Origin of the sequence: Pseudomonas linyingensis (assembly GCF_900109175.1) — a bacterium.
GTDB lineage: Bacteria > Pseudomonadota > Gammaproteobacteria > Pseudomonadales > Pseudomonadaceae > Geopseudomonas > Geopseudomonas linyingensis.
Genome location: NZ_FNZE01000011.1, coordinates 55186 through 79172, shown reverse-complemented (window position 1 = coordinate 79172; position 23987 = coordinate 55186). Strand labels below are relative to the sequence as shown.

General features: G+C 65.3%; 22 protein-coding genes. 3 read left to right on the top strand and 19 right to left on the bottom strand.

Annotated elements, in window-relative coordinates:
- Window positions 1–33: 33 nt before the first annotated feature.
- Window positions 34–873, bottom strand: a complete 840-nt coding sequence (gene galU / locus BMZ19_RS14480; protein ID WP_090312054.1) for a UTP--glucose-1-phosphate uridylyltransferase GalU — start codon at window positions 871–873, stop codon at window positions 34–36.
- A gap of 554 nt (window positions 874–1427) precedes the next feature.
- A complete protein-coding gene (locus BMZ19_RS14470) occupies window positions 1428–1859 on the bottom strand; it encodes a LexA family protein (RefSeq protein ID WP_090312053.1) in 432 nt (143 codons plus the stop codon).
- A gap of 51 nt (window positions 1860–1910) precedes the next feature.
- On the opposite strand from BMZ19_RS14470, the gene BMZ19_RS22835 reads away from it, so the two are divergent.
- Window positions 1911–2213, top strand: coding sequence for an excalibur calcium-binding domain-containing protein (locus BMZ19_RS22835; RefSeq protein WP_090312052.1), 303 nt, complete (start codon window positions 1911–1913; stop codon window positions 2211–2213).
- Between the two features lie 140 nt (window positions 2214–2353).
- On the opposite strand, the gene BMZ19_RS14460 is transcribed toward BMZ19_RS22835, so the two are convergent.
- Complete coding sequence (locus tag BMZ19_RS14460; protein ID WP_139214689.1) at window positions 2354–3475, bottom strand: DMT family transporter; 1122 nt, start codon at window positions 3473–3475, stop codon at window positions 2354–2356.
- A gap of 476 nt (window positions 3476–3951) precedes the next feature.
- Here BMZ19_RS14460 and BMZ19_RS14455 point away from each other — a divergent pair, with 476 nt between their 5' ends.
- Window positions 3952–4878: a phage antirepressor N-terminal domain-containing protein gene (locus tag BMZ19_RS14455; protein WP_090312050.1), complete on the top strand. Its 927-nt coding sequence runs from the start codon at window positions 3952–3954 to the stop codon at window positions 4876–4878.
- A gap of 139 nt (window positions 4879–5017) precedes the next feature.
- Window positions 5018–5716, top strand: coding sequence for an SOS response-associated peptidase family protein (locus BMZ19_RS14450; RefSeq protein WP_090312049.1), 699 nt, complete (start codon window positions 5018–5020; stop codon window positions 5714–5716).
- 355 nt (window positions 5717–6071) lie between these two features.
- Here the strand turns inward: BMZ19_RS14450 and BMZ19_RS14445 are convergent, their stop codons facing one another.
- The 16 genes from BMZ19_RS14445 to BMZ19_RS14380 all read right to left on the bottom strand — a co-directional run bounded on the left by BMZ19_RS14445 (window position 6072) and on the right by BMZ19_RS14380 (window position 23975).
- Window positions 6072–6575, bottom strand: coding sequence for a lysis system i-spanin subunit Rz (locus BMZ19_RS14445; protein WP_090312048.1), 504 nt, complete (start codon window positions 6573–6575; stop codon window positions 6072–6074).
- Window positions 6572–7057 (bottom strand): glycoside hydrolase family 24 protein, encoded by a 486-nt coding sequence (locus BMZ19_RS14440; protein WP_090312046.1) that lies wholly within the window; start codon window positions 7055–7057, stop codon window positions 6572–6574. Before BMZ19_RS14440 ends, BMZ19_RS14445 begins: the two co-directional genes overlap by 4 nt.
- 88 nt (window positions 7058–7145) lie before the next feature.
- Window positions 7146–7382, bottom strand: coding sequence for a hypothetical protein (locus BMZ19_RS14435; RefSeq protein WP_090312044.1), 237 nt, complete (start codon window positions 7380–7382; stop codon window positions 7146–7148).
- A gap of 137 nt (window positions 7383–7519) precedes the next feature.
- Window positions 7520–9271, bottom strand: a complete 1752-nt coding sequence (locus tag BMZ19_RS14430) for a hypothetical protein (protein ID WP_170847777.1) — start codon at window positions 9269–9271, stop codon at window positions 7520–7522.
- Complete coding sequence (locus BMZ19_RS14425; RefSeq protein ID WP_139214688.1) at window positions 9271–9993, bottom strand: hypothetical protein; 723 nt, start codon at window positions 9991–9993, stop codon at window positions 9271–9273. The genes BMZ19_RS14430 and BMZ19_RS14425 overlap by 1 nt, the downstream gene beginning before the upstream one ends.
- A 49-nt stretch (window positions 9994–10042) precedes the next feature.
- Complete coding sequence (locus BMZ19_RS22205) at window positions 10043–11005, bottom strand: hypothetical protein (protein ID WP_139214687.1); 963 nt, start codon at window positions 11003–11005, stop codon at window positions 10043–10045.
- Window positions 11005–12552, bottom strand: coding sequence for a hypothetical protein (locus BMZ19_RS22460; RefSeq protein WP_170847776.1), 1548 nt, complete (start codon window positions 12550–12552; stop codon window positions 11005–11007). Before BMZ19_RS22460 ends, BMZ19_RS22205 begins: the two co-directional genes overlap by 1 nt.
- Window positions 12553–12564: 12 nt before the next feature.
- Window positions 12565–14586: a hypothetical protein gene (locus BMZ19_RS22455; RefSeq protein WP_170847775.1), complete on the bottom strand. Its 2022-nt coding sequence runs from the start codon at window positions 14584–14586 to the stop codon at window positions 12565–12567.
- Window positions 14587–14646: 60 nt separating this feature from the next.
- On the bottom strand, window positions 14647–14877 hold the full coding sequence (locus BMZ19_RS14415) for a hypothetical protein (RefSeq protein ID WP_090312040.1): 231 nt from the start codon (window positions 14875–14877) through the stop codon (window positions 14647–14649).
- The gene (locus BMZ19_RS14410) at window positions 14874–15293 is read right to left on the bottom strand and encodes a hypothetical protein (RefSeq protein WP_244517238.1); all 420 of its coding nucleotides are present in this window, start codon (window positions 15291–15293) and stop codon (window positions 14874–14876) included. Before BMZ19_RS14410 ends, BMZ19_RS14415 begins: the two co-directional genes overlap by 4 nt.
- Complete coding sequence (locus BMZ19_RS14405) at window positions 15294–19556, bottom strand: tape measure protein (RefSeq protein ID WP_090312038.1); 4263 nt, start codon at window positions 19554–19556, stop codon at window positions 15294–15296.
- Window positions 19557–19669: 113 nt separating this feature from the next.
- Window positions 19670–20701 (bottom strand): hypothetical protein, encoded by a 1032-nt coding sequence (locus BMZ19_RS14400; protein ID WP_090312037.1) that lies wholly within the window; start codon window positions 20699–20701, stop codon window positions 19670–19672.
- A gap of 18 nt (window positions 20702–20719) precedes the next feature.
- On the bottom strand, window positions 20720–21163 hold the full coding sequence (locus BMZ19_RS14395) for a hypothetical protein (protein ID WP_090312035.1): 444 nt from the start codon (window positions 21161–21163) through the stop codon (window positions 20720–20722).
- Window positions 21160–21477: a hypothetical protein gene (locus BMZ19_RS14390; protein WP_090312034.1), complete on the bottom strand. Its 318-nt coding sequence runs from the start codon at window positions 21475–21477 to the stop codon at window positions 21160–21162. The genes BMZ19_RS14395 and BMZ19_RS14390 overlap by 4 nt, the downstream gene beginning before the upstream one ends.
- Entirely contained in the window at window positions 21477–21791 is a 315-nt protein-coding gene (locus BMZ19_RS14385; RefSeq protein ID WP_090312033.1) for a capsid cement protein, read from the bottom strand. Before BMZ19_RS14385 ends, BMZ19_RS14390 begins: the two co-directional genes overlap by 1 nt.
- Window positions 21792–21860: 69 nt before the next feature.
- Window positions 21861–23975 carry a ClpP-like prohead protease/major capsid protein fusion protein gene (locus BMZ19_RS14380; protein ID WP_090312031.1) on the bottom strand — a complete coding sequence of 705 codons (2115 nt, stop codon included), beginning with the start codon at window positions 23973–23975 and terminating at the stop codon, window positions 21861–21863.
- Window positions 23976–23987 lie beyond the last annotated feature (12 nt).

Sequence of the window (23987 nt, the reverse complement as noted above, 5' to 3'; positions counted from 1 at the left end):
CAGGGCGGCTGGCTAACGCTACCGTACGGGCGATCAGTACGCCTTACCGGCCTTGTAGATGTTCTCGAAGCAGAAGTTGGTCGCCTCGACATAGCCCTCGGCGCCACCGCAGTCGAAGCGCTTGCCCTTGAACTTGTACGCGATTACGCAGCCTTCCTGGGCCTGCTTCATCAGCGCGTCGGTGATCTGGATCTCGCCACCCTTGCCGGGCGGCGTCTGCTCGATCAGGTCGAAGATGTCCGGGGTGAGGATGTAGCGACCGATGATCGCCAGGTTGGACGGCGCATCTTCCGGCTTGGGCTTCTCGACCATCGAGTTGACCCGGTAGATGTCGTCGCGAATCATCTCACCGGCGATCACCCCGTACTTGTGGGTCTCTTCGCGCGGCACTTCCTGGATCGCCACGATCGAGCAACGGAACTGCTTGTACAGCTTGACCATCTGCGCCAGGACACCGTCACCCTCGAGATTCAGGCACAGGTCGTCGGCCAGCACTACGGCGAACGGCTCGTCGCCGATCAGCGGGCGGCCGGTGAGGATGGCATGGCCGAGGCCCTTCATCTCGATCTGACGGGTGTAGGAAAAGGTGCACTCATCCAGCAGGCGACGGATGCCGACCAGGTATTTCTCCTTGTCGGTATCGCGAATCTGATGCTCCAGCTCGTAGCTGATGTCGAAGTGGTCTTCGATCGCCCGCTTGCCGCGACCGGTGACGATGGAGATTTCATTCAGGCCGGCGTCCAGCGCCTCTTCAACGGCATACTGGATCAGCGGCTTGTTCACCACCGGCAGCATTTCCTTGGGCATCGCCTTGGTCGCAGGCAGAAAACGGGTGCCGTAACCGGCCGCCGGGAAGAGACACTTCTTGATCATCTGGGAGAAGCCTTGCAGGTAGGAGGGTTCTGGGTGCGCAGTCTAATCAGGCCGCTCGCCCCTTACAATCGCTGCCCTGTATGACGACAGTGCGCTGTAGAGCGGATTGCGCTTACTTCTTGATAAACTTGGTTCGGAGGTGAAACGGAAGCAGGTAATGTTACCCGTGAAACATGATTATGTTTAACAGCGCATAGCGATGCGCAGTCAATGCTGCTTGTATTGAAGCTCGCGCCTGCCGTGGATCGCGCAACCCGAGCGCAAGCCCAAACGAAAAAAGACCGCTTGCGCAGTCTTTTCAAGCCCTGATTCACAGGGGTTTTTTGGTGCCCGAAGCCGGACTCGAACCGGCATGACCTTGCGGCCGAGAGATTTTAAGTCTGCCGGGAAATCCAGAAATTGCGCGGCTTTGGCGTGTTTTTTCCTTCCGCAATCCAAGATAAAACGACGTCATGCAGGCCACGTCCTGCGCAGGTCTTCAAAAAATTGCGGAAACGATTTTCCGCCCATCTCAGCCCGCCCGGGCACCTCATTCCCCACTACTCCAGCAACACTCAAAGCGGGATATGGCAGCGTACGCTGAAACGCACCACCCCCCAAATGGTCAGCTCATCTCCTTCCAGAATCCAGAGTGGCGCATAGCGGGGATTCTCTGACCGCAGCACGATCTGATTGCCTTCGTAGGTCAGTCGCTTTACCAGAGGCTCGCTGTTGAGCGCAGCGATCACGATGTCATTCGCCTCCGCCTCGCGCGAACGATCGACCACCATCAGGTCGCCGTCGAAGATGCCGGCACCCTGCATGCTGTCGCCGGCGGCGCGCACCAGGTAGGTGTGCGGGGCGCGGATGTCGAGGGCTTCGTCGAGGGAAATCTCGCGCTCCAGGTGGTCCTGCGCCGGGCTGGGGAAGCCGGCCGGGACGCGAAAGGCGAACAGCGGCAGTGGCTGGCCGCCGGGGGCGAGACGGATGATGGCTGGGGTGGACATGGCGACACCTAAAATACTGTATTTGCATACAGTATTCTTTGTAGCGCGTGGATGGCAAGAGGGGCCGACGACTGGAGAACAGCCGGTTCAAGGCGGGTGAACGCGGAGCTGGTGCGGCAGGGGCAGCGTGGGTTTACCGGCAGTACAGGAGGCAGCTCGTGCTGGAGCAGCGGGCGGTGGGCAGCTTTGCCGGTGGCAGTGCAGCTGGAGGCAGCGCCGGCGGCACCAGATGCGCGGAAGTCGTGCAGCCAGATGACCTCGTGCGCCGAGGCGCGCTTTCACCTGGAGCAGTGCGGCAACACCAAGCTCGATGGCAATGGCGATGGGGTGCCGTGCGAGAGTTTGTGCCGGTAATGGGATCAGCGGACAGACAACCCGCGTCGCGACTGCCCGCACTGTGAGTCGGTAGACAAGGCTGCGCCGTTGTCTACCCTACGCGCTTGATCACCAGCACGCCTTGCGGCGCAATGCCGCTGCGTGTCCGCCTCGACCTGTTAGGCTTCATTCGCGCTCTTCTTGGCTATTTCAGCGATCGTTCGCTCGACCACGCGACTGATCGTAATGGCCTTGGGCCAATCGATTCTTTTGAAGAACTCATCGCGTGAAAAATCCTCTTCGAGAGAAGCCAAAAATGAATCCAGCCACATGTGGTATTGCCAGCCAGAGGGCGTGAACAGGGCGAGTGCCTTAAACTCAACCTGGGTATTGATACCTACCTTGTATGCCTGCAAATCTGGAACCCCGAGCCCATCCAAATACAACCGACCAAATCCCCTCGGAACAATAGTATTCACTCCGATAAACTCGACTTCAAGCTTAAGTCTGAACTTCGGCGTGTCGATCTCGATGCTGTGATCGGAGTTTCGTCGGACTGCCGCAGATGCGGGGAGAATCAGATCGAACTTGGAATACTGGACGCCGCCAGGACCGGAGGAAGCGGAGACAACTCCGACCTTAGACTTATCCTCCATCGTGGAATCCACGAACGCAGCGCGTTCGTGCATAGGGCGGGAGAATGTGTCCAAAAATCTGTTCTTGAACACAATTCCTGGTACATCCTCGCGAGAAAACTCCGTAAGCAAATCCTCATTGAAGTCAGGCTTATTGAAGAAGTCTGTGAGATGAGTGGAGAGCTTCTCCAGCAAGTAGTATTCCGTAGCCTCAATTACGAGCTGACCAGCGGCCGTAGTTCGCCGGGCAAACGTGCCAGTCACCTCGCTGTATTCAAAGGTCTTTGTGAGTGGATCGGAGTCCCACAGCTTCTTTGGCGCATCGTTCTCGGCAAATAGCGCCCCAAAAGACCTGTTCATGTCCTCAGAGAAGTCGTAGCCCGGCACCTCAACTAGCAGGTTAGTGGTTTGATTGACGCAGAAGAAGCCATCGAAGGAACGGGTCGCGTTGACCGCGATAGCAGTGCGGCGAACAAGGATCACTATGCTCACGACGCTGAGACCAATGCCTACCCAAAGCATTGCTTGTGTACGCTCACCGAAGTACGTTGCTGCCGCTGCAGCAATCAACTCGATTCCAATAGCAAGAAATACCGCAGCGGCGAAGAGTTCAACAACTGCTCGGCGACCACTGAGAACGGCAGAGACTACGGGCTGATAAGACATGATGTTTCTGTGACGCCTAATTATAAATAGACACCAAATGGTGTATGAATCCCCGGACGGGGTTGATGGATAACATTCCTTGTCATTTTCGCGCTCCCTTTCTATGCCGCGGATTTCACGATCATCATGACCGCTTTGCGACGTTATACACCATGACCATCACCCCTTGGCAAGTCACCAATCAGCCCTTCGAATAGCCACTGATTGACTCCCCACGCCCACTCCGGCTATGGTTCTGCCCGTCGCTTTCAATCCAGCGACCTGGGATTGGCGTCCCGGCATACGAGGCGGTCACACAACCGCTGTTTTCTAGCGGTTTTTTTGTGTCCGCGGCATGGCTGCACCCGTTATGGGCGGGCCGTGTGTGGGGGCCTCACGGCCCGCCGGCCCTCGTACCGGTACGCCAACCCGCACGGTTCCGCTCACCCAAATTGGCGTTTGGGTGAGCGGCAAGCAAGCCATACGAGGATTTCCAAATGTCCAGCACCGCAGCACAAGCTCCGTCTTCGCTCCGCCTTGCCACAGTCGATTTTCACGGCCACGCCCTCACCGTCATCACCGGCCCAGCAGGCGAGCACCTTGTAGCCATGAAGCCGATCTGCGAAGCCATCGGCCTTTCGTGGCGCGGCCAAAGCGAGCGCATCCAGCGGCACGAAGTCCTGAAAGAAGGTGCGCGTGTGATACGCACCCCTTCCGCTGGCGGCGATCAGGAAACTACCTGCCTCCCGCTCGACTATCTCAACGGCTGGCTGTTCGGCGTGGATGCCTCCCGCGTGCGCCCGGGGATCCGCGAGCGGCTGGTGCAGTACCAGCGCGAATGCTTCGCCGCGCTGGCCGCCTACTGGCAGCAGGGCGAGGCGGTGAATCCGCGCCGGCGCAGGACCGCTTCGCCGAAGGCCCTGCCCAATGGCCTCACCGGCGAGCAGCAAGGCGCGATCAAGGCGCTGGTGGCCGCGCGCATCGAGGCGCTGCCGGAAACGGCACGCGGTAAGGCTGCGACTCGCTGCTGGTCGGCTCTCAAGTCCAAGTTCGGCTGCAGCTACAAGGAAATCGATCCGGAGCAGTTCACCGAGGCCGTAAACCTGGTCGCACGCATCGTGCTTGAAGGCGAATGGATGGGTAAGCCCTCGAACTTTTCCGAAATCATCGGACGCCCCTTGGCTCGCGGTGAGCGCTGGATGGTCTGCACCGATACGGCAGGCCGTGAGCAGTACAGCCCTATCCCCTACGATGCCTGTGTGATGACCCACAAAGAGCTGATCCAAGCGATGGTGACGCCTGGTGAGCTGGCCGTCTCGACGGAAGAGATGTTCGAGTTTTCGATGGCCGCACTGGCGAACCTCAAGGCCCGCTCAGACTGCCAGAGCCAGCGCGTGAAGCTTCTGACCGATCGGAAGCGCTGAGCGCGATTGATGCGCCACGTCGGCTGAATCGCTGACGCAAGCAAGAGCCCCCACCAGTTATGGCGGGGGCTCTTTCGTTTGGGGGCATGCTTTCGCCAGACAGGTCTACGCTGGACGCTGAAAGTGTGTGGAGGTGGCCATGTGCGGAAGGTTCGTGCAGTCCCTGACGGCGGTCGAGTATCTGGAGGCGCTGCAGATCGAGCTGCCGGTGGTGGGCGGCTTCAGCCCGGAGCCGATCGGCCGCTACAACGTGGCGCCGCGTACCCGGGTGCTGCTGATGCATCAGGAGGAGGAAGGCTTGCGCCTGGAGCCGGTGCCGTGGGGCTACGCCCCGCCCTGGGCAACCGGCCCTCGCCCGCCGGCGATCAACGCGAGGGTCGAGAAGGTGGCGACCGGGAATTTCTGGCGGGAGGCTTGGAAGGGAGGCCGGGCGCTGGTGCCGGCGGATGGCTGGTACGAGTGGAAGCCGGACCCGAACGACCCGAAGCACAAGCAGCCGTTCTACTTCCGCCTGCGCGGCGGCGGGCCGCTGTTCTTCCCTGCTGTCGGCCACCTCCCCCGGCATGGCCGGGAGGTTCAGGAGGGGGATGGCTTCGCGACCATCACGATGGCGAGCGTGGGCGGGATGGCGGAGATCCACGACCGGCGGCCGCTGGTGCTGGGGCCGGCCGAGGCCCGGGCGTGGCTCGATCCGGCGGTGGGGCCGCAGGAGGCCGAGGAGATACTGCATCTCGGGATGCCGGAGGAAGCGTTCGAGTGGTTTGCTGTGGGGCGGGAGGTGGGGAGCGTGAAGAGCGAGGGGGCGGGGCTGATTTCTCCTATCCATGGCTCTTCATGAAAGCAGGATCCACAAGCAGCCACAGCAAGATGGGTGGTTTCACGCACCCATCACATTCAGCCTGTAATGTGACATAGTTCTCGCCCGAGGATGAACTTTCATCAGTTTTCGTGTCTCCCCTAAATGGAATTTCAGGGAATCACCATGCCGAACTCCAGCACCCCTAAAACTGAAACGCACTCATCCACGGCCCAACAGCCTTCTGCGCTGCATAAGCGCTGGGATTGGGCATACCGCAAGATCCGCAGCCTGGACTGTGGCATGCCCAAAGCAGCATGGCACGCGACGCGCTTCGCTCTGTTCGGCAAGAGCGGACGCTTCATGAGCTCCCGTGGGTGGACCAAGCTGAAGGCGTCTAGCGATTAGCTGCCCTCACCCACTCCTGCAGCGCCGTGAGCCGCGCCCGGCACTGATCCGCCCTGCCCGTCACTCGGACAACACCTGCTGCAGCTGATGGGTGTAGGTCTGCTCGGGCTCCGGCTCCATCATCCAGGCCGGCGGCACCGGTACCGGTGGCGGCGGACAGGCTTGGGCAGCTGGCCGGATCGATTCGGACGCGCAGCCGCTGGCGAGCAGCAGCGAGGTCAGCAGCGAGAGCATCGGTAGTGGTCTGCGCATGGGTCAGCTCCTGGTAGCGTTGTTGGTCGATGGCGGCTAGCTGCTGCACGAGCTGGGCGCGGATCTGCTGCTGCTCCGCGATGGCGGCAGCCTGTGCTGCAGCGTTGCGCTCGAGCTGCTGGGCGTGGCCGGCGCGCAGATCGGAGAGCTCGACGCCCATCCTCCAGCCGTTGACCGCCCAGCCGATGGCGATGCCGACCAGCAGGGCGAGTAGCGGCAGGCGCACGGCGGCGGGGATCATGCCAGCACCCCACCAGCCGCGGTGAAGCGCGCCGTCAGGTAATCCAGCTTGTGTTCGTGCTGGCCATAGCCTGCGCCCGGCAGGCTGGCCCAGATGTTCCGGCACTTGGCGATGGCCACGTCGATACGGCCGGACTGGATGTCGCCCAGCGCGCGCCGCTCGCGGATTTGCTGAAGCGCGATGCGATCCTGGTTGATCGGGCCGAAGTCGCAGAGGTCCAGCTGTTTGCGGTAGGCGTCCCAGTAGCGAGCCAGCAGCTGGTAACGGCCCGCGGCCGTCGACTTGATGCCGAGGCGCGGCAAGCTGATCAGCCGGCGCGGGTGATCGTTGTACCCGCGGAACAGGCCGCCACCAACCACCACGTCGTAGCCGTCGTCGTTGCTGGGCTGGCGTGGGTGATCGGTGCCTTCGGACCAGGCGATCATGTCGAGGAAGGCGAGCACGTTGTGGCCGCCGGCTTGAGCGGCAGAGATTCGGGGCATGGGGGTCTCCAGAAACAAGAAAGCCCGCACGGGGCGGGCCACTAGATGTTGTGTGCCGAGGTTGTCGATCGGGCACCAGATGTTGTGTTTAGACCTCTACGTCGTACTGCGGCAGCTCCGGCGCCGGGCCGGTGATCAGGCCGTCGACGATGAAGCAGCGGCTGCCCTGCGCCACGTCGACGCCGCGGGCGGTGATCTGCGAGCCGTTGCGCAGGGTGACGATGCTGCTGCCGGTGGCGGCGCTGACGCTGGCGACGGTGCCGACGATGCGCACGCCGCCGGGCAGCAGGCCGATAAAGCGCTTCCAGGGGTTCACGGTTGCCATTGTTAGCCCCTACAGCGGGTATCTTTTTAGGGCACTGATGACCCCCACGGTCACCCAGTGACCACACCAGAAACACAGCCACGTCCCAACGAGAACGACTAAAAAACCCTCAACAACTGTCTTCATTTTCAGCTACCTCAGTGATGCCGTTCTAGTTTGATTGTCTGGGTCACGCGGCTGGCCCCGACGCCTTCGGCGCTGATCTCGGTCGACAGGCACAGGCCGCGCCAGGTGCCGTCGATGTCGCGCACTTCGCACAGGTGCGCCGGGTCGACCAGCCCGGGGGCGCTGCCGCCCTGCGGGAACAGCGGCAGGCTGAGGGTGACGATCTCCTGGTTACCGCCCTTTGCGATCTCAGCGATGCCGCGGTGACGTGCCGCGTCGGTGCCGGTGATCAGGTCGTCGAAAACGTCCGGCGACGGCGCGCTGCCGGCAGTCCCGGTGCGGCGCACGGCGACAGCGACGCCGTGAGTGGTGCCGCTGACGTAGCAGCTGTCCCAGCTCGGCTGCGGGCTCCACTCGCCGCCCCACTGGCCGACGATTTCGGCGGGGATGATGCGGTCCATCACCGAGGTCGCCCACGCCCAGGGCGCTTCGCGGTAGCGCGGCACCACGGCGAGGCCGTCGCTGTCACGCGCCGGGCGCACAACCCCACCCACCGCCTCGGCCACGCGGGCGATCACCTGCAGGGCGGTCTGCTCCTGGTAGCTGAAGGCGCCGGCAGGGATGGTCCAGTCGGGCGGGCCGAGGGCTGTGTAGTCCCACGACAGGGTGAAGCCGGTGTTCTCCAGCTGGTCGGTGGCCGCCTGCACGGCGTTGATGTCAGCCGCGTTGACCGCGCTGCGCTTGGGCGCGTAAGGCTCGGCGAGCAACTGGGTGCGGCTGACGCCGGTGATGCTGAACCGCTCGCTGGGGAACTTGCCCTGCGTGCTGTAGCGCTCGACCAGGAACAGCCACGTCCAGCCGTTGATGGTCAGCTCGACCGTCTTGGGACCGCTGCTGTCCGGGCGCACCAGGTTGAGTGAGGTGCGGCCGAACAGCTCGGCGCTGAGCGTCCAGGCGAAGGCGTCGATGTCGCGCGCGACCTTGATGCCGGTGGCGTCCACCGGCTCGCGGCCGGGCAGCACCACCAGCGACACGCTGTTGGCGATCATGTAGGTCTCCAGAATGTCGGGCTCGACGGCGGGGTCAATTTCGTAGACAGGGCCGGCGTAGTCGGGGTACGGGATGACGATGCCGGGGTCTTTCGCACTGCCGCGGCCCCACGGCAGGCGCATCCGCTGGTTGAGCTGACGGGCGTTGCCCCACGACTCGGCTGTGCCGCTGTCGACCGGCTGGATGGCACGGCGCAGCGGCGTGAAGCGGAAGTCGAAGAACACCGCCGCCGTGGCGCTGGGCGAGTAGCGGGCGCCGCCGAAGTCAAAGGCGATCAGGCTGCCCGGCCGGTACAGGCTTGCGGCCAGCTCCCCCGCAGCGTCGTAACGCTGGCCGAATTCATCGCTGCGGTTATAGCGCTGGCCGGTGCCGATGTCCTTGCGCGCCGGCTTTGGGTTGTAGAGCAGCCGCAGCCGCAGGGTATCGCACGGCTGGATGCTGCGATCCCAGCCCAGCGCGCGGCTGATGTCACAGGCAGGCACGTCACCCCAGGGCGCGACAGTGGGTGCTGCGCTGGTTGGCTCTGCCCTGCCCCACGGATGTCGATTGCCGGCATCCTGCGCCGGCACGTCGCCCCAGGGCTGGGCGCTGACCTGCTCGCGCGGCAGGCCCTGTTGCCAGGGTGCGGCCGGCTGGCGGTCCTGCGCCTGCAGGCGCGCCCAGGGTGCGGCGCTGCTCGGGTCGCCGGGCCGACGTGCACGGCTCCAGCGACCGCGCACGTCGGCAGTCAGCATCAGATCATCTCCACGGGTACCGGGCCATGGGCCAGCGGGCGGTAGTAGCGCACGGCAACGGCGCGGGCGGTGCCGAGCTGCCGCGGGGCGTTGTCGCCGTCGATAGGCCACCACTCGGGCTCGGTCGCCGGCAGGGTGCCGGCCTGGGTAACTTCGTAGAGCCAGCCGACGAAAATCGACGGACGCACGCGAGTACCAACGCCAACGACCAGACCGGGCGCATACGCCACGCCAAAGTCGTCAACACCGAGGGCAAACACTGACCCGCCAAGCACATCGATCTCCGCGCTGCCGCTATCGCCACGAAATGCGCCGGCCAATCGCCATGTGCCATCTGCCAGTCGCTCGACGAATACCGCCTCCCGCACGGCATCGAGAGCGTCGACGCGCATACGTACCGCCACCTGAGCCGGATCGCCGCTGGCTGGGCCGCTACCATCGGTGATGTCGATAGTGATATCCATGTCGCCGGCGATCGAAACGAATGTTGCCTTAGTCTGTTTCGGCGAAGCCATCGTCACGGCAGCCACAAGCCAATCACCCCACCCCAGCATGGTCGAAGCATCGAGCTCGGCGTAGCGACTCCAGACATCACCGCTGACATCCCATGTCTCGCAGAGCTGGTTGGCCGTTTCGTAGCCGCGATACAGACGCACTCGCTTTGCATCAGCGGTGTACTCTCCATCACGCATGACGCGCAGGCGTATCTTGTAGATGGGCATCGGCATTGTCGGCAGTGGCACCGATTGACATCTGATCACTTCCATTAGGTCACCAGTATGCCGGATTTGTTGTGAGCACCAGAGACGGACTGTAGTTTCCAGAAATTCCGCCTGCATAGTGATGTTCACCCAGCTGGGCCCACGCACCGCGAGTCACGAGGCTCGGCGAAAGACCCAGCGCTTTCAGCAATGTACTTTCCGAATAAATAGCAATCGGAGACAAGCAAAGTCCGCGTAACCGGCCAACCAGCGTGTCGCCATACAGCCAGTAGCATGGATATAGCGGAAGCTCATCGAGCCCCCCCGAATAGGGCATTCCCCATGAGCTACCGTTAGCCGCGCTGCCAACGTCGAGCGCAACCGAAACTAGACTTCCGCCGACAGAATCCAATAGAAGTCCGCTTTCAGGATCACGCAATGCGCTGCCAGCACACCCGCCAGAATGGAATCGGTTGTATAAGGCGCTTGAAGCAGAAGATGAAAGGGCACCTCCGATGACAATAGATCGATTGCTGGCGTCGTCCCCGCAGTACAACATGACAATCGATTGTGAGCCCTGAAAATTATTGAGATCATTGCTATTTGCATAAAATACGAATGTTCTCTCATCTGCCAACAGGGTCCAGGTTGTGCCGGCAAAGGCGGCGCGCAAGGGGATACGCTGTTGGTTTGTTACATTCCCACTGCGAACCCCGTCACCGCTCATCAGACCCGATGCATTGACTGAGTCACACGATGCGCCGATTAGGCACTGCATGTACCCGTAGGTATTGTTGCTGCCGGTTGGGGAATACGCCTGAAAATTGAAATATGCCGGCGCCACACCGTTACTCTTCAGCACAATGCCATTGGTGTTGTCATAAATCAGCGACCACCCGGCTGGCGGGGATGATCCCGCGCCATAGCCATCAACAAGGCACGCGCGCAGTACGGCGCGGAATGTCTGGAACCAGCTCGCCTGGTTGACCGCCGGAGCGCCAGGGTCACTGGAGTGGTATTTCCTGATAGTCATCAGTCTGCATCCCCTCTGATCTGAATCCTGAACTGGTCATCCTCAACCACCCCCTGTCCGCTCAGCACGGTGCGCACCATCCACAGCGGCCCCAGGCAGCTGTCGGTGTTGAAGCGCACGGCATTGCCGGCAGCCCAGCCGGAGCCCCAGCCGGCGGCGAGGATTGTGAAGTACGGCGCCCCGGTCGCCGGGTTGATCGGCGCGCAGTCGCTGCTGGTGGTTCCGGTGGTGATGACGCCGAGCTTCTCCTCGACCACGTTGAACTGCGTGGCCGAGGTGAACACAATGGCCCACTTGCCGGCGATGGCGCCGCGATTGGTGACCACCTGCGGGTAGTTGAGGCTGTTGTAGTTGCTGGTGGTGGCATCGCCGATGGGCGCGTCGGTCCAGTTCGGCGCGCCGCTGTTCCATGTCTTCTGCGAGAACCACTTGTACAACCGTGCCTGCAGGTCGCCCCAGGCCACGGCGCTGCTGACCTTGGTCTCGGCGGACGGCAGATCCCAAGGCACGGGCGAGCTGATGCCCAGGGTGCCGGTGATCTGCACTTCGGTGCACAGGGCCATGTGCTCGACGCGATCCTTGATGGTCAGCGGCAGGCTCAGCGGGGTCGCCTCTGCATCCTGCAGCAGCAGCGGGTTGGCCCAGGTGACGGTGCCCAGCTCGCGGTCGGTCGTGTACTGCGCAGGGTCGAGGGCGATGCCGGCGGCGTCGACTACCTCGATGGCTGCCTGGTGGTCACGGGCCAGCTGCAGTGTGCCGCCTGCCACCGGGCTGGGAACGCTGGTTTCGGCGGTGTGGTGGATGACCAGCACCTCGCCTTCGCGGTAGATCGGCACGCGGCCGTCGGCCGGCAGGCGCACGGGGTCCAGGCCGATCAGGTCGGCGTTGAGCGGCAGAGCGCTGTAGAGCACGCCGTTGTAGCGCAGCAGCGCCGGGATGCACGGGATCTCGCTCGCACCGCTGGTGTCGTCCGGATCGCTGGTGAAGCGCAGGCGCACGACGCCGGTGGTGATGTCGACGTTGCCCCAGATCACCGGGCCATTGAAGTCGCCGTTATTGTCTGCCGAGCCGGTGACCACCTGGGCGGTGTCGGCGCGCACGACGGTGACCTGCAGGCTGGCCGCGCGCAGCGGGGCGCCCGGCGTACGGAAGGTCGCCCCGACAACGCCGAAGCCGGCGTTGCTGGTCAGGCAGCCATTGACGGTGATGCCGCTGGCCGCAGCGGCCGGATAGCTGCCGAGGGTCGCGGTGCCGCCGGCATAGTCGACGGTGCCCACCGCGCTGCCGGCGTTGGTGCTCGAGCTGATGTCGGCGTAGAGCACGCCGTCGCGGTCGACGTAGGTTTTCCCCGCCCAGCTGAGCAGCAGCGAGCCGGGGACGATGGGCTCCTCGACGGCGGGCAGCAGGTCGAAGGTCAACTGCGGCGCAGGCTGCACGTCGGTTTCAGTGACGTAGCCGATGCCGGCGGGCTGGCTCTTGATCACCAGGGTGCCGCCGAACTGCTCCTGCAGGGTGGTGCTGGTGCTGATTAGTTTGATGTCAGACATGGGCGGCCCTTACTAGGAGACGTGGGAGATATCAAAACGCTTCTTCTCCTGCTCGTAGGTGTATTCATTGAACGTGTAGTCGCCGCGCACGCGCAGGGTGAACACGCCCGTGGTGTAGTCGATGGTCCCGCTGTGGCCGATCCAGCCGCCGGCGCCGTCGTCCTGGGCGGATACGTCGACGATGGTGTTTTGCTCGTAGGTGACCTGCTGCGCGACCGAGGGCACCGGGGTCTTGCGGATCACCGACCAGCTGGCCTGCACGGTGCCGGGCTGCAGCGGCGCGCCGGCGATGGTGCCGCTAACGGTGCCGGCGCCGTCGGGTGCCGGGTTGAGCACCTGGGTACCGGCGCTGGCCGCGCCCTGCTGGTAGCTGTAGCTGATGCTGCTGCCGGCATCCGGGGTGCTGGTCAGCTCCATGTCCAGCTCACCGGTGGCGTAGACGATGCTGCCGCTGGCCTGGCCGGTGAGGCCTCCGAGGCTGTTGTCGGTGATGGTCTTGGTCACCCCGCCGACCAGGTAGGTGGCGGAGAGGCTGCCCGGCATGATCCCGTCGTGCGGCAACCGGTGGCGGATGCGCGCCTTGGCCGACACGCCAGCGCCGGTGCGCTGGGTGAATTCGGCGGCGTTGCTCGCCACGTAGCTGTAGATGATCGCGCTGTCGACGTCGGGCAGGGCCTCGAGGGTGAAGCTCACGCTGCCGGTGCCGAATGCCAGGGTGCCGCTGCCCTGCCCCGTCAGCTCGCCGTTGCCCGGGTCGACCAGGTCGTACCACTTGCCGAGGGCCATGTAGCTGATGGTCAGCGTGCCCGGCTTGGGCTTGGCGTCAGCCAGATTCAGCGTGTAGGCATAGCCGCGGTTGGCCAGGCCGATGACGATCTCGCCGGTCACCGCCGGCCCGGTGATGGCGGCGGCCGGGGTGTAGGTGACGCTGGCTGCGCCGGTGTAGGTGGTGGCGCGGTAGGCGTTGATCTCGCCGGTCTGGTAGTCGACGCTGATCTGGCTGAAGGTGTTGCTGCCGGAGACGAAGACGAAACCGCCCTTGCTGTCGTCGCGGTAGACGCCGCCGTTGATGGTCAGGGTGATCGACCCCGGCAGCGCGCCGGTTCCGAGGAAGCTGCGCGACTGACCGGCGACCACCTGGGCGAAGATCAGCGCGGGCGAGCGTGCGGCGCCGCTGGCGATCATCTGCCGGCGGTTGTAGCCGCCGAGCTGGTCGATCAGCGGCGTTTCCTTGGTCGCGCTGGGGACCAGCTGGCTGTAGACGCTCTGCACCTTGACGGTGAGGTCGCCATGGGCGACGGCGTCAGCCAGCGGGCTGATGCCGTAGTAGCGCGCGGCATCGGCGACCTGCGTCGACAGGATCAGCGACTTGGCCTGCCCGGCGAGGTTCTTGTCGGTGGTGCCGGCCGGGTTGACGGTGCCGCCCGGGTAGTCGGCCAGCAGCGCGGCGCTGATGCCCAGCTGCAGGCGGCGGCGCGGCAGGGTCAGGTACTGGCCGCTGGCGTATTCGTAGATGAAGTTTTCGACCTGGGCATCGACGCTGGTGATGCGCACGTACTGGCTGCTGGTGCTGCCGTTGACCAGCTGGCAGACCTCGCCGATCTCGGGGATGCGGTGCTCTTCGCGCTGCACGCCGGTGATGGCACGCTGGCCCTTGAGCTGGTTGCCGAGCAGCTCGAAGCGCGCCGGCACGCTGGGCACCACGTAGTTCTCGATGGCGGCGCGGGCGGCGGCGCGCTCGTCGGTCTGGCTGCCGCTGTTGAACAGCAGCACGCTGACGCGCGGGTCGGCCGGGCCTTCGGTGACGATGGCGTGGGCGCCGAGGTAGGCGTCGGCGTTGTCGGTGAGCACGCCGGCGAAGCCCTTGCGCAAGTTGATGCGGCCGGTGGTGCGGTCGAGGCGCGAGATGTCGGAGTACAGGTTGTTGACCTCGCCGTCGACTACCGCGGTGCCGGTGGCTCGGCCACCGCCGTCGTCTTCGTCGGTCAGGCGCTGGCTTTTCAGCAGTTTGACGTCGGTCTGGTTGATCGCCATGAAAAACTCCGGGCATGAAAAAGCCCGCGCGGGGCGGGCTCTTGGCGTTACGGGTGACGGTTACTGCTGCGGGTAGTCCCAGCGCAGCAGCTGGGCGCTGCGAGTGGCGGCCAGCGCATCGGCGACGCTGCCGGCGTCGAGCGGCTCGGCCAGCTCATCGACGGTCAGTTCGCGGGCCTGTTCGGTCAGCCAGCGGCCGGGTGGCTCGTGGCGCTCCATCACCGCCACCACCTCCTCGGGGGTAGCGGCGGCGACGATGGACTGGCCGAGCCAGTAGGCGGTCAGGGTCATGGTGCCTCCGGGGGTGCGACGGTGAGCAGGGACAGCTCGATTTCGTATGGCCATTGATCTGGTTCGACGCTGCGCCACAGCGGCTTCGCCTTGAGCGGTGCGCCGTTCGAGTGGTCGAAGATCACGCTGAAGGTGCGTCCGTCCGGCAGCTGCAGCGGCATCACCCGGCCGGGGATGTCGCGCAGCACTTCCAGCGAGCGCACGGTCGCCAGCGTGAACCAGGCGCCTCCGTTGGATTTCAGGGTGATCGGCCTGCCGTACAGCTTGCTGCCCTGCTGGACCAGCAGCGCGCCGGAGAGGCTGCGCTCCTGCTCCTGGGCGATGGGCGTCCAGTCCCATTCATCCGTCCATTCCAGCTGCTCGCCGCCCAGGGCGGGGTCGGCGGCGAGGTCGACGCTGTCGAGGGTCATTGCCATTTACGTGGTCCTCAATCCCGCCTCGGCGAGGATGTCGAGCAGTTGGGTTTGCTGGCCCTGCGGCACGCTGACGTCGACGCGCTGGCCGCGGGTGGTTTCCAGGCGGATGACTGTGGCTGGCGGCGGCGCGGGCTGTGCTGCGGCCGCTGCGGCTGGCTGCTGTTGCTGGCGTTCCTGCTGGGTCTTGACGATGCGCTGTTGCTCAGTCTCGGTCTGGATCTCGCGCAGCACCTGCATGGCGCGGCTGAGATTGGTGATCGCCCCGCTGTCGCCGCTGGCCCTGGCATCCTCGAGCTGCGCCTGCAGTTCGCGTTTGCGCTGGGAGAAGCGGCGGGCCTCGACGGCATCCTCGCGGCCCTGCAGCTGGTCGAGTTCCGACTGCAGGCCCTCGAGGGTATTGCGGGTCGAGTCGCCGAGCGCCTGCATCTGCTGCTCGGCCGAGGCAATGGCCGATTCGAGGCTGGACAGGTCGGAGTCGTCCAGCAGGTTGAGGCTGCCGGCCGCGCCCTTGGCGGCGGCGATGAACGACTTGAGGCTGATGGTGCCGTTTTCGTAGCGCTCCATCAGGCTCTGCAAGCTGGCCTTCTGGCCGAGGTAGGCCTGCTGGGTCCGCAGGCTGGCTTCCTGCGTGCCTAGCATCCACTTGCTGAACCCAGTGTTCGATTTTGACAGCAGCTCTGTCTGCGCCATCTGAACGCCCGCCAGCTCGTCCGACACACCGCGCAGCGATGCGCGGGTGGCTTCGAGGCCGCTGGTGTCAATGCCGACGCTGACGCTGCTGACGCCGCGCAGGCGGTCATAGGCAGCCAGGGCTGCCGCCGACATGGCTGCCAGCGGCTCGCGGGCGCGGGACAGGACGCCGCCGAAGAAGCCTTCCATCGCCGACATGTCGCGCTGGGTCTCGACCTGCCCCTTGCGTTGCATGGCCATCAGCTCGCCGCTGGCCCGCCGCTCCTCTTCCATCCGCTGACCGGAGATGCGGCGCAGCTCCTCGTTGGTGAGGATGCTGTCTTCCAGCGCCTTGTTGTACATCTGCTGGGATTTGCTGCCCTGCTCGGCACCCTCCTCGGCCGCCTGGCCGGCTTCCCGTGCGGCCGCGCCCAGCTCGGCGTACTTGGCCTTGATCGCCTCCTGTACCTTGGCGTACTGCTCTGCGCTCATGCGGCCTTCGTGGAAGGCGCGCGAGGCGGCCACGCCGATGTTGGCCAGGTCCATGGCGTTGGCGGCTTCGCCGACCTTGGACAGGGCGTCTTCCATGCCGTTGATGGCCTTGGCCGACTCCTTGGCCTCGGCCTGCAGTTCGCTCATGCGCGCACGGGCGGCAGTGGCCGCTTCGGTGCTCGTCCCCTGCCAGGCCTTGTAGGCGCCCTCCAGCTGCTTGAGGGCGTCCGGGTCGTCGATCTTTTCGCGGGCGGATTGGAAGGCGGCGACGATGATGCGGGCGCTGTCTTCGGCGCTCTTGCCACTGGCGGCAGTCTGGGCGATGACCTGGTCGAAGCCATCCAGTACGTCGCGGGTGCCCTTGTCGAAGCCGGTACTGATCTGCTCCAGGTCTAGGCCCAGCTTGGCCAGCGCGGTGTTGAGGCTGGCCTCCATGGTCAGCCCGAGGGCCTGGCTGTCCCGGCTCATGCCGGCGAATACCTGCTGGGCGACCTGCTGCAGGCGCACCAGATCCTCGCCGCTGAGTTTCTGCAGGCGCTCGGTCAGGAACTGCTGGATCTGCTCGCCGCTGAGCACGCCGTACTGGCCGAGGTACTGCAGGGTCTGGCCCATGTCGCGCAGCTGTTCGGCGTTGCGCGGGTCGAAGCCCTTGCCCAGCTCGGCCAGCACCTCGTCGACGTCCTTGCCGCTGCGCTTCAGCTCGTTGAACCGCTCGATCAGGCCCATTGCGCCGGTGGTTAGATTGCCATTGAGGGCGTCAGCCGCCGCCTTGGCCGCTGGCTCGATGCCAGCCAGCGCCTTGCGGGTGCTGGCCAGTGCGGCGGCGGCCTTCTTGTACTCCTCTTCGGTGACCTTGCCGGCCTCCTTGCCGTAGATCGCGGCCTTGAGCTGGGCCTTCTGGTATTCCTCCTGCGCCTTGAGGCGCTCGCGGTAGCCCTCGCGCTCGCTGTCACTGGCCTTGCGCAGCTCGGCGGTTGACTTGATCTGTACGTCGGTGACGACCTGCATGCCCTGGGCGGTCTGCAGCGCCTGGTCATACTGCGCGAGCATCTGCTGCCGGTTGCGCTCGATGGCCGCCTCGGCGTCCTTGGCGGCCTGGGAGTGCTTGCCGAGCCAGTTGCCGAGCGCCTCGCCGGCATCGGCCGCCATGTAGGCGGCGGTGGCGTAGATCGACATGCGCCCGGCGATGGAGAGCATGGCCGAGCCGGCTGTCACGGCAGCGCCGCCGACCTTGGCGAGACCACCCTGTGCGGCGGCGCTGACCTTCTGGGCGGCAGACAGGCGCAGCGTGGCGGCGGTTGCAGCGTTGGTCTCGGTGGTCATGGCCCGCAGCTGCAGCGATGATCGCTGCACGGACGCGCCCCACTCGACCATCGACGAGACCATGCCGGCGATCTTGAACGCGGCATAGGCGGCGCCGAGCGCTTTCAGTTCGGTCGCATGGCGGGCCACCCACTGACCGGCACCCTCGATGCTACTGGCCAGCGAGACGAAACGGTCGCTCCAGCGCTTGGCCATGGCATCGAGCGATCCGTCGGCGTCCATCTGCGCGACGGTATCGAGCAGCGCTTTCAGGCGTCCCTTGGCGTAGTCGAGGGCGCCGCTGTCGGCGACCTTTGACAGGAACCCCTGCCAGACGTCGGACAGCTGACTGGTGAGGCCGGTCAGGGTGCTCATGTTGTCCGCAGCAGCACCGCCGGCGCCGCGGGCCATTTCGTCGAGAAGGTCGCTGATCACGTCGCGGCCGAGCTGGCCGGCGCCGGCCATTTCCATCAGCTTGGCGGTGTTCTTCCCGGTGACAGAGGCCAGCATGTCCCACGCTGGCACGCCACGCTCGACCAGCTGCAGGATCTCCTCGGTCTGCAGCTTCTGCTTGCCCCAGGCCTGACCCACGGCCGTGACCAGGCCGAGCAGGCGGTCCTGCCCGCCGCCCAGCTTCTCGTTCTGGTCGACCAGCGCCTGCAGCGCGCCGCCCATGGGGTCGACGCCGAAGGTCTTGAGCTGGGCGAAGGCCTCGGTCACGTCGGCCACGGCCAGCGGGGTGGTCTTGGCGAAGCCCTTGATCCAGGCGGTGGCCTGCTCGCCGCCCTTGATGGAGTCCATCATGGCTTCCATCTGGTTGCCCAGGCGCTCGGTCTTGTCGCCGGCCTGCAGCATGGCGGTGATGCCGTTGCGCACGGCACCGACTGCGGCATCGATGGCGAGGAAGCCGGCGACGTAGGCGGCCATGCTCCGTGCGGTGTCGCGCAGGCGCTGGCCGTAGGTGGCGGTCTGCTCATTGAGCTGTTGCTGTCCACCGATCTGCTCACGCACGCGGGCCAGCGAATCACGCTGGGCCTGCAGCAGGTCGCGCTCGCGCTGCTCCAGTTCGCGTACGCCTCGTGCGGCCGAGGCGGTTCCGCTGCGCATCTGGTCGACGGCATCGGCGTTGGCCTTGACCGCCTCCTTCGCGCCCGCCACGGCGGACTCCAACCGCTGCTGCTCGACGGTCAGGCGGGCGGTGTCGATACCGGCAGCCTGGGCAGCGTCGGCCAGTAGCGACTCGGCTTCGCGCAGACGGTCTTGCTCGCGGCCGAGGGCGCGTGCGTTGCGCTCGGCTTCCTTGAGCGACTGATTCAGGCGGGTGTTGGTCGGTACGCTGTCCAGCTCTTCGCGCAGGCGCTTGACCTCTGCGCCGGCTTCGTCGGCATAGCGTTCGGCCTGCCGCAGGGCGGCGGTGACGCCGGCATCGCCGGGGGACTTCTCCAGCTCGGCAGTCAGCTTGCGGACTTCGCGGGCTGCCTCGCGGGAATTCTGCTGGGCTCCCTTGAGCGCCGCCTCGATGCCCTTGCTGCTGGGCGCCGCGTCCAGCTCGCGGCGCAGCGCCTCCACCTCTTCCTGCGCCTTGTTGTAGGCCTTCTGCGCCCGCTCGGCCATGGTGCGGGTGTTGTCGAGCTGGTCGGCCAGCCGGGCGGCGCCTTCGGCCTTGCCGAGGGAGTCCTGCAGTTCCTCGCCAACGGCGCGCAGTTCGTCGAGCGCCTCGGCGCCCTTGGCCGCTTCTGCGGACAGTTCGTCCTTTCCGCGCAGGACGACTTGGATCAGGCGCTCTTTGATGCCGGCCATGCACTTTTCTCCGGGCAATAAAAAACCCGCCGGAGCGGGTTTGTGTGAATTCGTTGGCCGTTACTGTAACGGCCGTTGCTCCCGCCCAAGCTGCAGGCGGGAGCCTTGGCGACTTACGCCGCCTTATTCACCTGCCGCAGGGTGTAGAACTGCGACAGTTCGTCGCCGGTGCGGGTGTAGTCCTGCATGCACTCGAAGGTCACGGCCAGGCCGACGTACTCGGTGCTGGATAGCGACAGCTCGGCGATGGTCTTGAACTTCACGCGGTGCAGGGTGGCGTCGTAGGGCTCGCCATTCTGTGCGTCGTTGAGGCCGGCGAAGTGCATGGTCTGCTCAACGGACGCCGCCTTGAACACCTCGACCACGCTGGCCTCTACGCGCGCGTAGTCGACGCTGATGCCGGAGGCGCCGATGCGCGAGTTGGCGGTGATCTGCAGGCCATAGGAGGTCAGCAGGTAGTCGATGCCAGCCTCGACCTCGGTGCCCGCGGCCACGGTGATGGTGAAGGTGTCGTCGGCGATGAACTGGGTCGTGCCTGCCGTGACGGTGAAATTGAAGCCGCCGGCACTGAACTCCTCGCCGACCGTGCCGCTGCCGATCACCGTGCCGCCCGACTTGGTGACGGTGAACGCAGACGCGCTGCTGAGGGTGACGGTGTAGGTGCCGGCGGCCACGCCACTGGTGGAAACCTTGCCATCAGTGCCGTTGTTCAGCGTGCCATCACCGCCATTGCCTTCAGTTGCGATGGCGTCTCCAGTGGCTGGCAGGGCTTTGACGGTGGCATCGGCGCTGGTGTCTACCAGGTTGGCGAAGACGACGTGCTCGCCCGCCTCACCTGCGGTCGGGTGGACCTCGCCAGCGACGGCGCCGGCAGCCACGCCCTTGACCTTGGCGTTGAGCAGCAGGGCGAGGTTGGGCGGGGTCACGTCGTACAGGGTGAAGCTGCCGGTCACGGCGGTGATGCGGGTGACGCTGTTGTTGTTGCCGACACCGGTGCGGTAGTTCGGCAGGGCCTTTTCTTCGGTGGCGTGGGCGAGCTTCAGCTCGTTGCTGTTGCCGACCTCGCCGAAGCCGCGGCGGGACTGGAAGGGCTTGGTGCCAACGACACCGTGGCCGATAAGGGAACGGTCCTGGGCATGGATCATGGGGGGTCTCCCGTGGGGTTACTTGAGGTGCTGGGTGTAAGTGATCTGCAGCGGCATGACACGGCACGACCAGCTGTGGCCGTCGCCGGCTGGCATGGGCGTTTCGGCCTGCCAGTCGAACCGGGTCACACCTTGCAGACCAAGCCAGCGGCGGTACTCGCTCAGTGCGACCTTGACGCCGAGGCGACCCGCACGCAGCAGCGCCGGGAAGTTGTCCCGGCGAGTCATCAGCACGATGTTGACGCTGACCTTTTCGGTGCAGCTGCCGAAGCCGGGGTCCTCAACCACTTCACTCTGACCGGGCTGCACGACGATCAGGTCGTCAGGAAGGCTGTCGTCGTCGGCATCGATGATGCGCAGAACCTCGTCCTCGACCACCAGGGCGCCGAAGTCCGGCACGCTGGCGAGTCGCTCCAGCAGGGCGGCGTTGATCGCCGACTGCATGTCGATCAGTAGGGTCATTTGCGGACCTTCACGAAGAAGCTGATGAGGTGGCCGTCATCGCTGGCGATGTCTGTGATTACAAACACCTCGCCGTTGACGCGGTAGGCACCCTTGCGGTCGAAGGGCTGCAGGGAGGACTTGCTGACCGTGACAGTCACGGCCCGCTCGAGGCGGCCCTGGTCGAGGCGCTCGACGTCGCGGTCGACCATGGCATCGAGCCCGGCGACCAAGGTGGCTCCCTGGGCGTCGAGATGGTCGACCACGCTGTCAGCGAGACGGGGCAGGCCGACGCGATGCAGTCGGCCCATCAGGTTGGCGAAGTTTCCGGCCATCAGTTGCTGAGGCGGACACTGGCATAGCCGCCGGATTCAGCGGTAACCAGCTTTCCGCAGGCAACAGCCTCGGCGGTGGCGGCCGCTACCAGCTCGCCGGCGAGCAGGCCGACGGTTGCGCCGGCGGCAAGGCCGGTATCGGCCGGGACACTCCAGACGCCGGACGCGTGGCCCTGGAAGGTCTCGCCTTCGGCAGCGTCGCCGTTGGCGATCACTACCAGCGTGCCGATGGCGTAGATGCCGCCGGAGAGGACGCCACCAACTGGGGCAATCAGGGGCAGGACGTTGCCGTCCTGGATGAAGTTCTTGGCCATGGGGATCGATCCTCAGGGGCGGAAATGAAAAGCCCCGCGCGGGCGGGGCTATGGGGTCAGGCCATCAGATCAGGCGCCGAGCGCCTTGTTGATGGTGCGCCAGGACATCGGGGCGACGCCGGCGTCCATGCGGACCTTGAAGGTCGCGCCGTCGACGGTGAAGCCCTGCTGCTGCTCCATGTAGGGCTGTTCGTTGCCGTCGAGGTAAGCCACTTCGATGGTGTCGTGAATGCCCGGGTCGGCGGCGAAGTAGGTGTTGAGCTTCGACTGCTTGTCGAGGCGGGCGTCGGCGATCACTTCGACCAGGCCGCGCACCGGGTTCGGCACCTTGGCGTTGGCGTTGGCCGGGTCGAACTCGGCAGTCACCAGTGCGTTGGCGGTGGAACGAAGGGCAACCGGGACCAGCATGTACTTGGCCATGATGTTGAGGATGGCATCGCCCTCCTCCTGGACTTGCATGGCCGACAGGGCGGCGTCGATGCGACCGACCGACAGGGCCGCGGCCGGGCTGAGCAGGTTGCCGTGGTCCGCGTGGAACAGGGCCTTGCCGTCGCTCATCTTCGGATTGCTGCCGAGCACGGCATAGACCAGGTCGCCGACGGTGCGGATGGCGGCGCGGCCCATGGAGCGCGGGATGCGGTCCAGCGCGCTGAGGTCGTCGTTGATGACCACCTGGCGGGTGATGCTGAACAGCTTGCCGTAGGTGGCGAGCACGATGCTCTCGGCGCGGTCGCCCATGGTGGCGTGGGTGTACTCGGCGCCTTCGTCGACCTTAGTCAGGTTGGGGAAGCTGGTCAGGTCGACGCGCTTGGTGGGCTTGAAGTCGGTCAGGGTGCCCTTGGCGGTCCACTTCTGGAAGGTCTCTTCGGCTTCCTGGTAGCCCTTGAGCATGGACTTGTTGGCAATGTCACCGAGGATGTGGCCGAAGTCGCTGCTGCTGTGGGTGAAGGCCAGGCCGACGATGCCCATGCGGTCCTGTCCGGAGATGCCGATGCCGCGGTGGAGCAGCGAGGCGCGGGCAAGTTCGGCCAGCGGCATGCCGACGAACTTGTTGTCCTTCTCGGCCTTGATCAGACCGATGCGCGCCTCGACGGAGTTGCGCACGGAGTCACCGACCAAGTTGCCGTTGCCGGCGTGGATGACGGCGGCCGGGGCGGTCGGGGTGGTACCCTCGCCGAGCTTGGCGAGCAACTTAGCCTGGGCTTGGGCGACGCTGGTGTTCATGTCGCCGAGGCATTCCTGCAGCAGGTCGGGGTGGGCGGCGAACGGTTGGAACAGGGCGCTGATGCCCTGACGGCGCTGGTTCTCCTCGGCGATCAGTTGGGCGCGGATGGCTGCGGCGTCCGGGGCCTGGGCGGCGGGCGCCGGAGCGGCCGGGACGGCAGCCTGGGGAGCCGCGGCAGCCGGGGCAGCGGAGGTAACCGGAGCGGCAGCAGGGGCAGCGGCGGCCGACGCAGTCGCTTGGGCAGCCGGAGCGGCCGGCACGGTGGTGGCCTGGGCGCGCGGTGCGAGCAGGGCCTGCAGTTGTTCGGGCATGTTGGCAAACTCCTTGAATCGTTGGGACGTGAGTTGTGCAGCCGCGGCAAGCGGCTCGGTCATTTCATCGGCAAAGCCGGCGGCGACGGCGTCGTTGCCACTGAGCCAGGTTTCCGGCTTGAGCATTGCGCGGATCTCGTCCTCGCTCTTGCCGCTCTTGCGGCTGTAGGCAGCCAGCAGGTTCTTCTCGTTGCGATCCAGGAAGTCGGCGTAATCGCGCATGTCGTCGGCGTCGCCGACCTGCCCGCCCCATGGCTTGTGGATCATCAGCCAGGCGTTTTCCGGCATGTGCAGGGTGTTGCAGGCCATGGCCACCACCGACATCATTGAGGCGGCCACACCGTCGACCCAGCCGTGCACATCGCCGGGCAGGCCGCGCATCAGGTTGTAGATGACGAAACCGTCGAGGACGCTGCCGCCGTAGCTGTGCATGCGCACGTCTACGCGCTTTGCCTGCATGGCGCCCTTGTCGCGCAGCTCCTGGGCAAACGACTTGGCGCTGACGCCGTAGTCGCCGATGTCGCCGTACAGCTCGATTTCCACATCGCCGCCGGCGCGGGCGTTGATGCGGTACCAGCTCTTGGCGTCGACCGCAGGCGTGCGGATGCTGGCCCGCGGCTCGAGCAGCGGGCGCTGATGGCTCCCCATGGGTGCCTCCTG